The sequence below is a fragment of the candidate division WOR-3 bacterium genome, assembly GCA_039801365.1.
GTDB lineage: Bacteria > Hydrothermota > Tepidihabitantia > Tepidihabitantales > Tepidihabitantaceae > JBDRUN01.
Window position 1 is genome coordinate 1 of record JBDRUN010000070.1, and the last position, 15,119, is coordinate 15,119.

The 15,119-nt window shown below is 58.0% G+C and carries 13 protein-coding genes; 7 read left to right on the forward strand and 6 right to left on the reverse strand.

Annotated elements, in window-relative coordinates:
- From ABIL25_08585 to ABIL25_08600, 4 genes are all read right to left on the reverse strand, one after another.
- Positions 1–866, reverse strand: an 866-nt coding sequence (locus ABIL25_08585; GenBank protein MEO0082330.1) for a HAMP domain-containing sensor histidine kinase, incomplete at its 3' end; no start/stop codon positions are given.
- A gap of 114 nt (positions 867–980) precedes the next feature.
- Entirely contained in the window at positions 981–1,427 is a 447-nt protein-coding gene (locus tag ABIL25_08590) for a response regulator (protein ID MEO0082331.1), read from the reverse strand.
- Between the two features lie 3 nt (positions 1,428–1,430).
- The gene (locus ABIL25_08595; protein ID MEO0082332.1) at positions 1,431–3,065 is read right to left on the reverse strand and encodes an ATP-binding protein; all 1,635 of its coding nucleotides are present in this window, start codon (positions 3,063–3,065) and stop codon (positions 1,431–1,433) included.
- A 161-nt stretch (positions 3,066–3,226) separates the two neighbouring features.
- Positions 3,227–4,048, reverse strand: a complete 822-nt coding sequence (locus tag ABIL25_08600) for a hypothetical protein (protein ID MEO0082333.1) — start codon at positions 4,046–4,048, stop codon at positions 3,227–3,229.
- A gap of 222 nt (positions 4,049–4,270) precedes the next feature.
- On the opposite strand from ABIL25_08600, the gene ABIL25_08605 reads away from it, so the two are divergent.
- From ABIL25_08605 to ABIL25_08625, 5 genes are all read left to right on the forward strand, one after another.
- Entirely contained in the window at positions 4,271–4,579 is a 309-nt protein-coding gene (locus ABIL25_08605) for a DUF3467 domain-containing protein (protein ID MEO0082334.1), read from the forward strand.
- A gap of 40 nt (positions 4,580–4,619) precedes the next feature.
- A complete protein-coding gene (locus tag ABIL25_08610; GenBank protein ID MEO0082335.1) occupies positions 4,620–5,945 on the forward strand; it encodes a hypothetical protein in 1,326 nt (441 codons plus the stop codon).
- Entirely contained in the window at positions 5,938–6,576 is a 639-nt protein-coding gene (locus tag ABIL25_08615; GenBank protein ID MEO0082336.1) for a site-2 protease family protein, read from the forward strand. Before ABIL25_08610 ends, ABIL25_08615 begins: the two co-directional genes overlap by 8 nt.
- A 2-nt stretch (positions 6,577–6,578) precedes the next feature.
- Positions 6,579–9,233 (forward strand): DNA translocase FtsK 4TM domain-containing protein, encoded by a 2,655-nt coding sequence (locus ABIL25_08620; GenBank protein ID MEO0082337.1) that lies wholly within the window; start codon positions 6,579–6,581, stop codon positions 9,231–9,233.
- A gap of 65 nt (positions 9,234–9,298) precedes the next feature.
- Positions 9,299–9,961, forward strand: a complete 663-nt coding sequence (locus ABIL25_08625; protein ID MEO0082338.1) for a hypothetical protein — start codon at positions 9,299–9,301, stop codon at positions 9,959–9,961.
- Between the two features lie 93 nt (positions 9,962–10,054).
- On the opposite strand, the gene ABIL25_08630 is transcribed toward ABIL25_08625, so the two are convergent.
- Both ABIL25_08630 and ABIL25_08635 read right to left on the reverse strand, forming a co-directional pair.
- Positions 10,055–11,065 (reverse strand): ROK family protein, encoded by a 1,011-nt coding sequence (locus ABIL25_08630; protein ID MEO0082339.1) that lies wholly within the window; start codon positions 11,063–11,065, stop codon positions 10,055–10,057.
- Between the two features lie 43 nt (positions 11,066–11,108).
- Positions 11,109–12,275, reverse strand: a complete 1,167-nt coding sequence (locus ABIL25_08635) for a putative sugar nucleotidyl transferase (GenBank protein ID MEO0082340.1) — start codon at positions 12,273–12,275, stop codon at positions 11,109–11,111.
- A gap of 739 nt (positions 12,276–13,014) precedes the next feature.
- Between ABIL25_08635 and ABIL25_08640 the strand changes: the two genes are divergently transcribed.
- Positions 13,015–13,923 carry a CdaR family protein gene (locus ABIL25_08640; protein ID MEO0082341.1) on the forward strand — a complete coding sequence of 303 codons (909 nt, stop codon included), beginning with the start codon at positions 13,015–13,017 and terminating at the stop codon, positions 13,921–13,923.
- A complete protein-coding gene (gene tsaD / locus ABIL25_08645) occupies positions 13,920–14,921 on the forward strand; it encodes a tRNA (adenosine(37)-N6)-threonylcarbamoyltransferase complex transferase subunit TsaD (protein MEO0082342.1) in 1,002 nt (333 codons plus the stop codon). Before ABIL25_08640 ends, tsaD begins: the two co-directional genes overlap by 4 nt.
- Positions 14,922–15,119: the final 198 nt, after the last annotated feature.

Here is a 15,119-nt window from a genome sequence, read left to right on the forward strand (position 1 = left end):
TTGACCTTCGTCCCGGGTCTTGAAAACTTCAGGGCGTTACTTACCAGATTGTTGAAAACCTGCTCGATTCTCGTCCGGTCGAACCGCACTCGAGGCAACGCTGGTGGTCGGACAAACTCAAGTACTATACCCTTCTTTGCCGCCAGCATGTTGTTGAGTGCCACGTTATCTTCGACCAACGCGGCAATGTCGGTCTCCTGGAGGTTCAGTTCGAGCCGACCGGATTCGATCTTGGCAACATCCAACAGTTCGTCAATCAGCCCAAGCATGAACTTGCTATTGGCGTTGATGCGGCGCAGGAAATCTATTCTCTTGTTCTCGGACATAGTGCGGCCGGCGTCTTCAAGCAAGAAGCTGCTCGTGGCGAGTATCACACTCAACGGATTGCGCAGGTCATGAGCGGCCATGCCGAGGAACTGGTTCTTGAGATCGTTTAGCTCGGCGAGTTCCTTGTTTTTTGTGGCCAGCTCCTCTACCAGCCGCTGGCGCTCCACGGCATAGGAGATTGCGCGTAGCAGCAGCATGCTGTCAAAGTGGCCCTTGACCAGGTAATCCTGGGCACCCTCGCGCAGAGCTGTCAGAGCTGTATCCTCGTCGTCCAGCCCGGTCATTATAAGAATAGGAATCCCTGCTACGCCTGCCCGCATCTTGCGTACCGTAGCCAGACCGGTGCTGTCCGGCAGCGACAAGTCAAGCAGTATCACATCGAAGGTGGTCTCTGTAACCAGTGATAAGGCTTCGTTGAGCCGGACTACGTGCGAGATAACAAACCGACTTGGGTCCGGCCGCGTCAGACACCATTGCACAAGGTGGGCGTCGCCCGGATTGTCTTCCACCAGTAGTATTCTTATGTTCGTTCCGTCCAAGTTACTCCCTTTCCGCTATCCAAGGGCAAAGCGTTCGAGCTAATTCGCCAGCCGCCAACCATTTGCATGACCATGAAAGCTTCCAGTCCCGCAGTTGGTATCAGATCAGAGCTGTTAGTAGCCCGGCAGCTTGACCACCTCCAGCCAGAAGTTCTCGATGGACTGGATGACCTTGATGAACTGTTCAAAGTCCACCGGCTTGGTCACGAAGCAGTTGGCGTGCAAGTCGTAGGTTTTGAGAATGTCTTCTTCGGCCTTCGACGTTGTCAGAATCACGACCGGAATGCGACGCAAGTCCGGGTGAGCCTTCACTTCGGCCAGCACCGCCCGGCCATCCTTCCTGGGTAGGTTCAGGTCTAGAAGAACTATGTCTGGCCGCGGGGCGGAGCAGTACTGTCCGGTACGCAACAGAAACGACATGGCCTCGACGCCGTCGTGCACTACGCTCAGATTGTTGCGTACCTTGGCCTCATTCAGAGCTTCCCGCGTGAGCCGCACGTCGCCCGCGTTGTCTTCAACAAGCAGTATCTCGATTGGTCGGCCATTTCTTCGGTTGTCCATTGCCTATTTCCCTCCTGCTAGCAAGGTGAAAATGAACTTCGAACCCTTACCTGGTTCGGATTCGACCCAGATTTTCCCGCCGTGGCGTTCTACTATCTTCTTGCATATCGCTAGACCGATACCGGTTCCGGAGTACTCCTGTCTTGTGTGCAGCCGCTGGAAGAGCTGAAAGATGCGTCCGTAGTACTGGGGCTCAATACCAATACCGTTGTCCCGCACGGTGAAAATCCAAACGCCGTTCGACCGCTCAGCACCAATGTGTACCTGGGGTGGCTTCTCCCCGTGATACTTCACTGCGTTGCCGATCAAGTTCTGCAGCAACTGCTCAAGCTGCCGTTCGTCAGCCATCACCACTGGCAGCGGGTCGTGAGTCACGGTAGCCTTGTTATCCCTCAGCGATACACTCAAGTTCTGAAGTACGCGCTCGAGCACCTCCTCACTGTTGGTCGGCTGCGGCTTGTTTCCACGCGTGCCTACCCGGGAGTAGGAAAGCAGGTCATTTATCAGTCCCTGCATTCGCGTCACGCCGTCAACCGCGAAGGCGATGAACTCGTCAGCGTCTTTGTCAAGTTTTCCCTTGTATCGTCGAGCCAAGAGCTGGGTATAGCTGCCTACCATACGCAACGGTTCCTGAAGGTCGTGCGAGGCAACGTAGGCGAATTGCTCCAGCTCGGCGTTGGACCGCTTGAGCTCCTGTTCCTTGACCAGAAGTTCTGCCTCTGTCCGCTTGCGCTCGGCTATTTCCAGCACCAGCCTATCCTTCTGTTCAAAGAACCGCGCTATCATCCGGGCAATCTCCCCGAACTCAGTATTCTTCTTCACCAGGCCCGCCAGCACCTTTGTATTCTCGGTTGTAAGGGCCATGGAAAGCAGGTTCAAGGGCCTGGTTACGAGGAGCACCAGAGCAACTGCGACCAGGGCGGTGATGGTTGCTACTACCAAGACGAGCATCACGAAGTGGCTGGCTGAGGAGCGATTGAACTCACGGACTGCGTAAGACACTGACCGCGCTTCAACGACCGCTATCGGTCGGCTTCGCCAATCCTTGAGAACCTCGGTTACAACGATTAGTCCTTCAGTCAAGTCCGAAACCACGGGTGCTTTTTGGTTTATGGTGCCCTCGGCGTCAACTGGCAGCAGTCGAACAGTTGCGCCGGTGAGCTCTGACAATTCAGCCACGTAGTCATCGTTCCACAGCCGGCCGACAAGAAAGTAGCCTTGTGGAGGCGTAGTCCGTTCGGGGTCGTCGCTCGGATGGACAGTAGCTCCGCGGACCTCGAGGAGTCCGGCCGATGTGCTGATGAAGAAGTGGCAGAACCGCTTTTCATCGAGCAAGAACGTAAGGCACGAGTCAGGCAACGTATACTTGGTCAGGCCTTGCTGCGCTTCGTTCGTGGCTGAGTACACTAGTGTGCGGTCAATCCGGTACATCCAGGCTTTGTCGGCATGATAGGTTCCCAATGCCTCGGCAATTTGCTCGGCGGCCCAGAATGTGTCGCGTTCAGCGATGCACCGAACCATTTCGTCCCAGTAGGTATAGTCGTAGGCAAACATCGAGAGCGACGAACCCTTCAGGTCAAGCAGCTTGGCGAAGGTCTCATTTTGCACCTGGACCCGGTCTAGAAAGAAGTCCCTCATCCGCTTTCGTTCCAGGTGATGGAACCCAACCAAGCCTAGGACTACCGCGATAGTTGTAATCAGCAGGAGAAAAACCAGCCTTGTCTGGGTGCGGTAAAGTGTTGGCCGAAGTCTTGCGACGCGGCATCCTACACAGCTGTGTCCGGGTCCAGCGGCCATGTTCAGAACTCCTTGCCGACCGCCAGGCCAGCAGCGAACGTAGTGATGCTACCCTGGGTCTCACGCAGCTCCCGGTCGGTGAACAGGTTTAGCTCGGCATGAGGCATCAGATAAAGTGCGTTGCCGATAGACCAGGTGAAGGATACTTCTGCGCCTGCCAGGTTCATGGCGCTGCGGCTGGTGCCGGCGAACGCCTGATTGAACTTCGCCGATGCCCAGCCGACCGAGACCTGCGCGTTGAGCGAGAGTCCGGCCGCAAGTTCGTGCTCGACCGAGAGACCGGCTTCGCCGAAGTACGCCCCAGCCGCGGCCAGCAGGTCAATCGTATGAGCACTAGAGGCCTGGAGCGACCCGACCGGAATACTGAGTTCCAGGGTTAGGTCCGCAGTGGTTGCAACTTCGGGCTGGTTTGGATACAGATAGAGACCGAAGCATGGTGCAATCTTGATGTTATGCCATTCGCCGGCCCAGTCGAAAAATAAGTCAAGCTCGTTGAACCGCCACCGGTCCACCTTGTTCCCAAGCACGATGTTGGTCCACGGGGTGAACGTGAAGTCTGCTGCCGACACCCAGGCCGAAGTCTGGCATACCGGGCCTTGGCCCTGCGCCATGCCGCGCCAGAGGTAGCGTGAGCTTATGTCGGGCTCGATACCGAAAGTGAAGGACCGTGCCTCCGCTTGTACCCCCACCGCGCCAGCCGTGGCTAGGACACACGCAAGGAGCCAGCCAGTGAGTTGGGCCCGAGGGCTGACTTGTGGCCGGTAGCTCTTGAACATGAACTTCTGCTTGTCGTCGTCGGATTCCTGGTTGAATAGGCTAGACACCCAACTTGCAAGCTGCTCCATTTTTCTCCCTTCTTACCCAAGACGGAACACCGACATATTATACAAAAACAGACCTCCTAGAGCAACCCGAAATGAGCATCAACCCCATGCTACACCAACTATTGGTCGAAGTAACCTGCACCAAGAACGCTGAGCGATTGAATCGGGCGCATGCCTTGACACTCTGGGCGCGCACTCTAGAATCAGACCAATAGGAGTACAATGGATCAGAACAATAGAGAAATACCCCAGGGTCAGCAGGTGCAGGTAGAAATCGGCGAACGGGAGTCCGAGGGCGTATATTCGAACTTCGTACTCATCGCCCACTCGCCATCTGAATTCATCATTGACTTCGCCCGGATTCTGCCCGGGTTGCCCAAGGCCAAGGTCTTTTCGCGCATTGTGATGACACCGCAGCACGTACAACTGCTCCACAATGCCCTGGCCGAGAATATCAGGAAGTACGAGGAGCGTTTCGGCAAGATTCGCGTCGAGGGTAAAGAACAGACCACAAAGAATCTTGGCTTCTAGCCGACCTCGACGTTTCGTACCGAAGCCCAGCTCCACAATATTGAGAGCTGCTTCCGACGGCCGCCTGAAAGACGTCGGGAAGTCTGCGTGCGTCAAACGCTGCCTAAAGCTCCGGCTGCCGACCGCATGCGCTGAGCTGCTTCACCGTGTGGGTGCGCTAGCGCAGGCGCGCGGCACCCGGGCCTTTCTGGTCGGCGGTCCGGTGCGCGATATTCTGCTCGGCCAGGAAAGTCCGGATATTGACATCGCGGTCGAGCTTGATGCACGTGGCTTCGGCCAGGCGCTTGCCCGCGAGCTCGGTGGTCGCTTCGTTTACCATGCTCGTTTCCTGACAGGTACCGTTACGCCCGGCGAGCATCAGTCCGGGCTGCTAGACCACATTGACGTCACCCAGACCCGTACCGAGGCATACTCCCGGCCGGCCGTTCTGCCAACGGTGAAGCCGGCAGGAATCGAGCAAGACCTTGGCCGCCGCGATTTCACGGTTAACGCCATGGCACTGGAGCTTACGCCGGGTGCTTTCGGCCGGTTACTCGACCCTTTCGGTGGGCGGGGCGATATTGCCGACAGAGCAGTGCGTGTGCTACATGAGCGCAGTTTCATTGACGACCCAACCCGGGCTTTTCGCGCCATCCGGTTCGCGGCCAGACTTGGCTTCGAAATTGAGCCGCGTACTCTTGCCCTGCTTCGTGACTGCGTCCGGCAGGGCTACCCGGCGCTGCTTACTCCTGAGCGCATCTTGTACGAGCTCAGGCTCATCTGCGCTGAGTCCAAGGTAGTGCCGATATTCGAAGCCGTGCTCAGGGAAGGGTTGCTGGCATCATGCTTCGGCCTCGCTTCCATTCTTATCTCACCTCCTTCTTTTCTTTCGGCACTGCAGCGTCTCAGCCGACAGCATGCCAGGCCGGAACTGCTGTATATCTTTGTCCTGAGTCGGCTGCCGTTGACCGACCGTTTTCCTATCACCCGCGAGGAGCGTGAGGCGGCGGCTGCAGTCCGCGATGCCGGCCGTATCCGATCGCGACTGCTCAGGGCTGGCCGGTTGAGCACGGTCTATCGTGTGATCAGCGAACTTCCGGTGCCCGCGCGTGAGTTGCTTGCTATGCTTGAGCCTGACCCAGTTGGCCGCATGATACGCCAGTGTCTTGACCGCTTGCAGAGCGTGCGGGTCGTCACCACCGGCTCTGACTTTCGTCGGCTTGGGCTTGCACCTGGACCAGCATACCGTCGCATTCTTGACAAGTTGCTCTTTGCCCGGCTTGACGGTATCGTGCTGTCTGACGCGGACGAAGCGCGGCTTGCGCGCTCCCTTGTGCGAAGGGCTCTTGTCGCCCCATCCCCAAGCCCAAAATCTTCACATGGCTGACCCCGAGGGTCTGGTCCGCAGTATCATCCTTTCTGCGCCAGCGATTCTGTTTGGCCTGACCATCCACGAGTACAGCCACGGTTATGTCGCTTGGAAGCTCGGCGACCCTACCGCGAAGAACATGGGCCGGCTGACTCTCAACCCGCTGAAGCACCTTGACCCCATTGGTACCATTGCCTTCTTCCTGTTCCGGTTCGGCTGGGCCAAGCCGGTGCCGATTGATCCGACCTATTTCCGTTACCCGACCCGTGATATGGCGCTTTCGTCAGTTGCCGGCCCGGCCGCGAACCTTGCGACTGCACTGGTTGCAGGGTTACTGGTCCGTGTGTTCGCGTTTCTTCATGTCGGAGGGTTCCTGGCACTCGTTGCGGGCTACTTCGTACTGTTCAATCTCATCCTCTGCTTTTTTAATCTGATACCAATTCCACCGCTCGACGGGTCGCGTCTGGTCTACTATTTCCTGCCGGCTAACATTGCGGCTAGGTACGCACGGCTCGAGCGATACGGATTCATGATCCTCTTAGGCGTGATATTCATTGGACAACTGACCGGGATTTCCGTACTCTGGTGGTATATGGCGCCACTTGTTCGGACGTTCAGCATGCTCTTTGCCGGCCAGACACTCATCTAGTAATGGCGGCAAGAACGAAGTCGAGAAAGCCGGGCCGCAGTGCCAAGGTCATAGTTGGCGTTGCGGTTGCGGTTGTGATTCTGTTCACCATGGTCAGTCTCGGTTGTCACTTGGCCGGTCTGCGCACGGCCGAGCAGAACTACTGTGGCTGGCTTGGACACCAGCTTGCGACTGCGCTTTTCTTCGTGCTGGGCTGGGCAAGTGTCCTCCTGCCTCTGCTCGCCGCCGGTGCGGCTGTTCTCAGTCTGGCGAAGCGGCCGCCTTGGCGTCGGTATGCTTCAGCCGGGACCATCGTCTTCGGTTTCTTCTCTGCTGCGGCGCTTGTATCACATCACACCGGTGCGGCGTTGGGCAGTACCAACGCCGGCGGCTGGCTCGGTTTCCAACTTGCTACGCATTTTTCGCGTGTGCTCGGGTTTGGTGCCTATTGTCTGCCGCTCATCGCGGTGCTTGTCGGCATCGGACTCTGGGTACGCTGGCACTGGCGGCAACATCTGTATCGTTCACTGTTGGCTGCGTTTATCGGTCTGTTTTTCGACGTGTTCATAGCCTACTTCGCACCGCACGCGGTCTGGAATACTGCGACCGGTCACGGGTTCAGCCTTGCCGGTCTGGTTGGCCTTCTTGTCAACGCCGGCTTGCGTAGCCTTGTCGGTCCGGTCGGCACAATTATCCTGCTTGCTGCCGTGGCGGTTATCATGGTCGGTGTTTTCGGTACGGCTCAAATTTCGCCCGACACCCGACTGCGGGAGAAGTTCAGGTCGCTGTTCGCTCGGCGCCGGCCAAAGCTTCAGGTGTCCTCGGGCTTCAAGCCTGAGGTTGCGGCGGTGCCGGTTTCGACTCAGACAGCTCAGTCCGTGTCCTCTGGTTCGGAACCGGTTAGAGAACCTGAGCTCCCCGAATCAAGGGACACGGTGGCGCGTCCCCGGCCCAGGCCGCTTTGGGTGATGACTGATTTCGACATCAGCCGGTTTCAAGCTTCTTTTCTCGAACAGCTTGATCAACCTGGGCCCGAGGATCAGTTGTTCAAAGACCCGCGCGAGGCGTCACGCGAGGCAGAGCAGCTTCTTGATAAGCTGCGCCAGTTCGGGGTGGAAGGCCGAGTGACGAACATCGTGTCTGGACCGATGATAACGCGCTTCGAGTTCGAGCCCGCTCCGGGCATCAAGATTCAGCGTATCGAGAATCTCGCCGACGACCTGTCGCTGGCGCTCTCAGCCGAACGTATTCGCATCCTTGCGCCGATACCGGGTAAGAGTGCGGTCGGCATCGAAATCCCGAACAAGGAGCGCCGTACTGTCTATCTGCGCGACATTCTGACCTCGGATGCGTTCAGGCAGGAAAAGCCACCCCTAGGTTTTGCCCTCGGGACGACGATAACCGGTGAACCCTACTGCGCGGACTTGCGTACGATGCCTCACATTCTGATTGCCGGCACTACCGGTTCGGGTAAGTCGGTATGTATTAACTCAATCATCACTTCACTCATCTATCGTTCTTCACACCGGGACGTACGGTTCCTGACCATTGACCCAAAACAGCTTGAGCTGCCGGTCTATAACCCGATTCCACACCTGTTGAACATGGCGACCATTGACCCGAAAAAGGCAGTGAGTGAACTTGACCAGGTCATCAAGATAATGGAAGTACGCTACGGCGAGTTTGCTGAACTTGGGGTTCGCGACATCGTCGGATACAACGCCCGGGCCGAGGCTGATGGCCTCGAACGCAAACCTTACATCGTTATCATCATTGACGAACTCGCTGACCTGATGCTGCGTGCCCCGACCGAAATCGAGGAACGTATTACCCGACTTGCCCAGATGTCACGAGCGGTTGGTATCCACCTCATCCTTGCAACTCAGCGGCCTTCGGTTGATGTCATCACCGGACTCATCAAGGCCAATTTCCCGTGCCGGATTGCATTTCAGGTCGCATCCAAGACTGATTCACGCACCATCCTCGATATGAACGGCGCTGAATCGCTGCTCGGCCGCGGGGACATGCTGTTTCTGCCGCCGGGCAAGGGTGATCCGATTCGCCTGCACGGTGCGTTTGTCTCAGACCGGGCCGCGAAGCAGGTGGTCAATCTCTGGACCGTAGCCTATCTCAGCGAACTGTTGAAGGGCTCGGTCCCGGACCCGGTCGAGAAGGCCAAAGCAATGGTGCAGGCCGAGGTGGTGGATATTCTCTACGACCCTGAGAAGTCCGGCATCCGGAAGAAGCGACAGGACCTTTGTTCGATTCTACCAGAAGAGGTCGCGGATGAACTCCTGAGCCGGGACTACTACGAACCTTTGCCCGAGGTGCGGTCGGGCGCACTCGACGAACACGAGCGGAAGCAGCAGCGTGACGCTCGGGAGCTGGATGAATATTTTGCCGAGGCCGCCAGACTGGTGGTCCGGCACCGTGAGGCATCGGTCTCGATGCTTCAGCGTCGGCTGGATGTCGGCTGGGCCCGGGCCGGCCGCATCATTGACCAGCTCGAGGAGGCCGGGGTCGTCGGGCCGTACGTCGGCTCAAAGTCACGCAAGGTAATGGTCAGCAACGAGGCCGAGCTTGAACAGCTGCTGTCCGGGATGAAGTCTGGACTCCGTAATGGGGAAGAGCCGGCAAGCGGGCGCAAAGCAACTGATGACAATGACGACAATGCCTGACTTCGTCACCTGTTGCTTGTTTGCCGCGCATCAGCAGTCGCTGACCACCCGTCCGTTTCTCAGCCGTGCCTGACCGTCGGAGCGTTGCGACCTGGATTTCGAAAATCGTTGAAGCGGTTCCGTGTCGGAGTAACGAGGAACTGGATCGTTTCATCGGGTCCCGGCCGGTTGCCAAGATTACGGCCCCGGCACCAGAACTTGTGGTCGGCGACCACTGGTTTTCCCTGCGGCGCTACCACGACGTCGTATCGAACGAGGATCTTTTGGAAGTGTATATTGGCTCCAAGGAAACCGGCGCCGAGTACATGGGCTATGACCGCATTGACCCGCACTGGAAGGATGCCGAAGGCAGGGACCGGCACCGCTGGGAACTGACCCGTGCCTATATGCGGCCACGCTATCGAGGTCGCAAGTACTCCGGCTTCATGCTGGAACTAGTTCTGGCTCTCGCTCGCAAGAACCGCGCGTTCTCAGTCGTCGCCTATCCCCGACATGTCGCAATGCTTGTTACACTGCTAAAGTACGGATTTCACACTATGGATGGCAGCTACGACCACACCCTGCGCCGTATCTTGAGACAGGGTTTGGCATGGTATGGTCGGAATACCGCACAGCGCCAGCTTTACTATGCGCAGGAATTCCGGCCCTTCATTCAGGAGGGCAGCTTCGTGATGGAAAAGCGCGTTGCGCCCCGCACGGTCTGGGAGTTTCTCTTAGAAAAGATTTAGAAAACCGCCGGCGGTCAAATGGCTATGGTCTCAGACGCGAAGGGAGCAAGCTCGATACGCCCGGCGGCCGAATCACCAGTTCTCCTCATGCCCCTAAGACCTTGGTTGAACCAGATGCCGTGCAAGCCGGCTCGCACCGATAATCCCGGCGTCATTGCCAAGCTGGCCAAAGACAATCTCCAGTTTCCGACCTGAAAATATCTGGGCCCGGCTGAGCACAGTCCGCCTCACCGCAACAAGGAGCGGCCGACCCATTCCTTTGAGACCGCCGCCGATTACAATCCGCTCCGGGTCAAGGAGTGCGACCACATTAGTAAGCCCGAGCCCGAGATAGAAACCGGTTTCCTGTACAAGTTCCAGCGCCAGCTTGTCATTGCGTCTTGCAGCCCGACCAATCATCTCCGGGTTGACATTGGAAAGCCGGCCTAATGCCAGGTCGAACAGAATGCTGGGTTTTTCACCGACCCCGGCGATGAAGGACATCTGATTACGGTGTTCGGCCCGCTTGGCCTGAGCACGGAGGCGTTGCCTCGCCCGCTGCAGGATGTAACGCGCGCCGACGTACCGTTCCAAGCATCCCCGGCCGCCACAGAGACATTCCGGTCCGTCGCCGTATATCACGGTGTGTCCCAATTCACCGGCCGCGTGATTTGCGCCCACTAGCAGCCTTCCGTGGACAATCGCACCACCGCCGACTCCAGTCCCGAGTGTCAGGCAAAAGAGATTGTTGCAGCCCCGGCCCGCACCGAACAGCCATTCGCCGAGCGCAACCGCGTTAGCATCGTTTCCGCACGAAACCGGTAGTCCGGTCAGTTCCTCAAGAGTGCTCTTGACTGTGAATCCGTGCCAGCCGGGCAAGTTTGGCGGCACTCGCACTATACCATGAATGTGGTCCACAAGTCCGGCCACGCCGACTCCGATTGAGCGGAGTTTGTTGAAACGGCGCAGGTTCGTGATGGTCTCGGCTATTCGTTCCATCGCCTGCTGCGGACCGCGTCGGGCCCGCGTTGCGAGCCGGCGACGGGCAACTACCCGACCCCGTGGGTCAACAAGACCCAACTTGATATTCGTGCCGCCGATGTCAATGCCGACGTCGAAAGTCATGCTTCAGTCTGTAGGCACGGGACAGAATACGGTTGTCGGGGTCTCAGCGTCCGTGTAACCTCCTCAGCACGCGTTCGTACGCTGATGTCATCCTTATACCTCTGCGAGCCATCACTGCCTGAGCGCAGACAAGCGCGTCCGACAGTTTCCAGCGCTGTTCTTGACCCCATGCGAACGCCGGTATTTCCCTTGGCGAGAGCCCGGGCTCAAACCAGTTCGCAAACGTGCCGACCCGGGCGCCCGTATTCAGGAGCGTCCCGATTGCAGTCTTTGCGTGGTCGCCGATGAAACATCCCACTTTCAACAGGCCGGTATCAACCGCTTTGCCGTCAAAGAAGACTCTTACCGGCTGGTACGCATTCTTCAGGTCTGAGTTCGTCGTCAAAGCCCCGAGATTTGCCCACTCGCCGACAAAGCTATGTCCGATGAACCCGTCATGGTGCTTATTCGCATATCCCTGGAAGACAGATGCTTCGACTTCACCGCCGACCCGGCAATGCGGCCCGAAACTGCATCCCGGCCTGACCCGCGCAGCGTCAATCACAGTGCGCGGTCCGATGTAACACGGTCCTTCGATAAAGCTGCCTGGCCGAACCTGCGCATTACGGTCAACCATTACCGACCCGGTTTCGGTATTGATGACCGTCCCCGGCCACACCCGCGCGCCCGGCGCGATTATGAGCCTGTTCCTCGGCCCAACCAGAACCACGCCGCTTTGATTTCTGACCCCTGACTTCTGACGCTGGTTTTTCAGCTCTTTCTCAATCTCTTCTGCGTTGTATTCAACAATGTCCCACGGCCATTTCACCACTTTCGCCTTCACCTGCTCCTTGGCAAAGGCGGCCTTAAGACCCTCAAGCGAACTAATCCTTACTGCGTGCTCTGCACAGAAACGGAAACCGACGACATCATCACCGGATAGTAGCACCGCTTCCCGGCCTTCGGACTCAATGTGCGCCTCGAGAATCGCCCGGCCGGAAAGAAACAGCCCGCCCTTTTTCACCGGCTGGTTCACGCGGTAACCGGGATGGACCTCGGCTGTAAGTTCGGCCAGCTCGTCCCGCACCCATAGGTTGAACTTCTGATTCGGATAGAGCCGCTGTAGCTTTTCCAGCAGCGTGAACCGGCCGCATCGCAGGTCGAACACCGGTCGCACGTCCACAAGCGGCGACAGGCGCCGAAAGCCCTCGTCTTCGTATACGCAAATCACGGGTCAAGGATAGAACCGCTCGGCACTCTGTCAAGCCCGGTCCTGGCTGCGGCGACAGGAAACCGGGCTTGGACGCGCAGAGCCCAAGGGATGAGTGGAAGACCACCTCAGGGAAAGAGCTGCTGTTCGCGGAAAGCCCGCAACCTTGCGTGCAGCCGATAGTGCAACGGCGGTTCAGAGCCCGGCTTGCGGCTGGACTTGAGATGACTTTGGGCTCCTTAGGGCTGTTCAACTCAAGCCGCGACACTTGCGCCACCTGGACAATATTCTCGGATACCGTGTCGGGCCCTGATTCTTACCATAATTCACGCTGCTACTGACGGTTAGGGCCGGAGCACAACTCGACCCGCAACTGAGTGGGGGAGTCATTTCCTCTGTTAAGCAGCATCAGATATGTCAAGCAAGCATGGCAGCCGTTGAGGCGGCATAACTATTGAATGCAGAAAAGGATAATTGCCACCGGACGACGGGAATATGCAATCGCCACGCACAACATCCAGTTTCCTCGAGAGTTGTGCAATCATCACCCAGTGTCAGCACGGCCGTCATTTTGAGGAGCAAGGCGACGAAGAGCTTCGGCTGTCCTGAGCAAACTGCGGACGACGTCACTCGATAGGGGACAGAGCGGTGTGGCCGTAGTTGTGCCGCAATACGCGGGACGTGTAAGCACCGTTTCCGCACCACAGTCTTCCCCATCCGGCTGGCATTGACATCCTGCGACTCCATTCTAAGATTGGGCGTGGCTTTGCTGCGGTTTCTTTTTGCCGACATTCCTCAGAAGGTAATCGCTTTGTTGATCGCACTCTTTCTCTGGTTTGTTGCCGCACTTGACCGCATCTACATCACAAGTTTTCCGATTCCGGTCGAGATCGGCGAGAAGACCAGCGCGAAGATTATTACCGGGTTCAAGACTAGGAGTGTGACTGTGACAATCGAGGGCAAGGGCCGGGATATTGTCGGCCTGCGGTTGCGCAGTCCCGAGTTCCGGCTGAGTGTGCCCGACTCTGACCCGGGCGTGCGACACATCAGACTCGACCCGGCTGACCTTGACCTGCCCAAGACTCTGGCCCTTCGTTCTATTACCCCGGACCATATCGAGCTCGAGTTACACAAGATCGGCCATCGCACCGTAGAAGTCCAGGTTCCGGTCAAAGGTCAGCTACCCAAGGGTCTGGCAGTAGCGTCAATAGCGCCGGCTGCCGAGGTTACGCTTGTCGGACCGGAGGAGGACATCACTTTGTTCGCTTCGGTAACAACCGAGTCACTCAACCTTGGCGCCATCCGCGAAAACGATACCGTCCGGCTGCATGTATTCCCGCCGTTGGTCGAGGGTTTCTCGACCAAGCCTGAGACTCTGCCAGTTGTGGTGCTCGTGGAGAAGGAGGCCGCGCGGATATTCCTTAACATTCAGGTTCGCACCGACATATCCCGACCCGGCAGTATCCGGGTCGAACCAGCTGAGGCCCAGATTGCCGTGGCGGGTCCGTCCAGCTGGCTGGACAAACTGAAGCCTTCAGACATCGTTGCCCGCATTAGGACCGCAGGCCTTGAGCCGGGCACGCACCGCTTAGCCGCTGAAATCATACTTCCGCCCGGTTTTCACCTCGTGCGCTGTGAACCGGCGCTCTTCGATGTGACGGTGAAGTGACGCTCTGCCTCGGCATCGAGACATCGTGCGACGAGACCGCGGCCGCGGTGGTTGCTGACCGGACCGATGTTCGATCGAACGTGGTCTCATCGCAGTACGTTCACTCACGCTATGGCGGCGTGGTACCGGAACTCGCAGCCCGCGCGCACGCAAGGCTTGTAGTACCGGTGACACTTGCCGCGCTTGAAACCGCAGGCGTGTCCATTGACCAATTGTCCTGCATTGCAGTGACCAATACGCCCGGGCTCTTGGGTGCGCTCTTGGTCGGCCTGCCCTTTGCCAAGGCCCTGAGTCAAAGCCTTGGTATCACGGTTGTTGGCGTGAATCACATCGAAGGCCACCTGTTCGCGGTCCGACTCGAATACCCGAATCTGAAGCCACCCTTCCTTGCCGCAGTCCTGTCCGGCGGCCATACCGAGCTGCTCGTTGCTGAAGATTGGTGTGCGTACCGGATGCTCGGCTCTACTCTTGACGACGCGTGCGGTGAGGCGTTCGATAAGGTGGCAAAGATGCTCGGCTTGCCGTATCCGGGCGGTGCGGCGCTGGAGGAGTTGGCCGCTGGTGGCCGGTGCTCCATCCGATTTCCAGTTCCCCTGGTCGACTCGGCAGAGCATTCCAAGTCACTTGATTTCAGCTTCTCTGGACTTAAGACTGCGGTATTGTACTACCTGCGCGAGCATCCGGACGCGGCTAGGGCCGATCTCGCCGCGTCATTTCAGGAAGCTGCGCTAACTGCTGTGGTGAACCGCATTGTCCAGGCCGCAGACCAGACTGGGCTGGACCGGGTCGGAGTCTCGGGTGGCGTTGCAGCTAACAAAGTTCTGCGCAAGCGGTTAATCGAAGCCGGAAGGCAGCATAGCTTTGAAGTACTCTTTCCCCGGCCCGCCTACTGCGCTGACAACGCCGCAATGATCGCTGCGGCCGGTATCGAGCGGCTTGAGCGATTTGGCCCGTCACCTCTGGACCTGCCTGCGCTTGCCCGCTCGCCGCTGGCATAGCAGACGGAACGTCAGAGCAGATAATGCGCTGAGGGTACCGAAGAACCGCCAACGCAGAAAGTATTCCTTTTGAGGTCTTGTCAAATTCTGTGGAAATAGATTCGGCGGTGTAGTAATAGCTCATGCTAGTTTGACCTCGACTCCGTCATGGTACTTGGCTCCAGCAACGACTGCCGCAACCAGGTGCGGCGCACTGAG

What these genes read in the sequence shown, in the direction of transcription:
- ABIL25_08590 (MEO0082331.1), bottom strand. Translation starts at nt 1,427, where the DNA reads ATGGACAACCGAAGAAATGGCCGACCAATCGAGATACTGCTTGTTGAA.
- ABIL25_08595 (MEO0082332.1), bottom strand. Translation starts at nt 3,065, where the DNA reads ATGAGGGACTTCTTTCTAGACCGGGTCCAGGTGCAAAATGAGACCTTC.
- ABIL25_08605 (MEO0082334.1), top strand. Translation starts at nt 4,271, where the DNA reads ATGGATCAGAACAATAGAGAAATACCCCAGGGTCAGCAGGTGCAGGTA.
- ABIL25_08615 (MEO0082336.1), top strand. Translation starts at nt 5,938, where the DNA reads ATGGCTGACCCCGAGGGTCTGGTCCGCAGTATCATCCTTTCTGCGCCA.
- ABIL25_08620 (MEO0082337.1), top strand. Translation starts at nt 6,579, where the DNA reads ATGGCGGCAAGAACGAAGTCGAGAAAGCCGGGCCGCAGTGCCAAGGTC.
- ABIL25_08630 (MEO0082339.1), bottom strand. Translation starts at nt 11,065, where the DNA reads ATGACTTTCGACGTCGGCATTGACATCGGCGGCACGAATATCAAGTTG.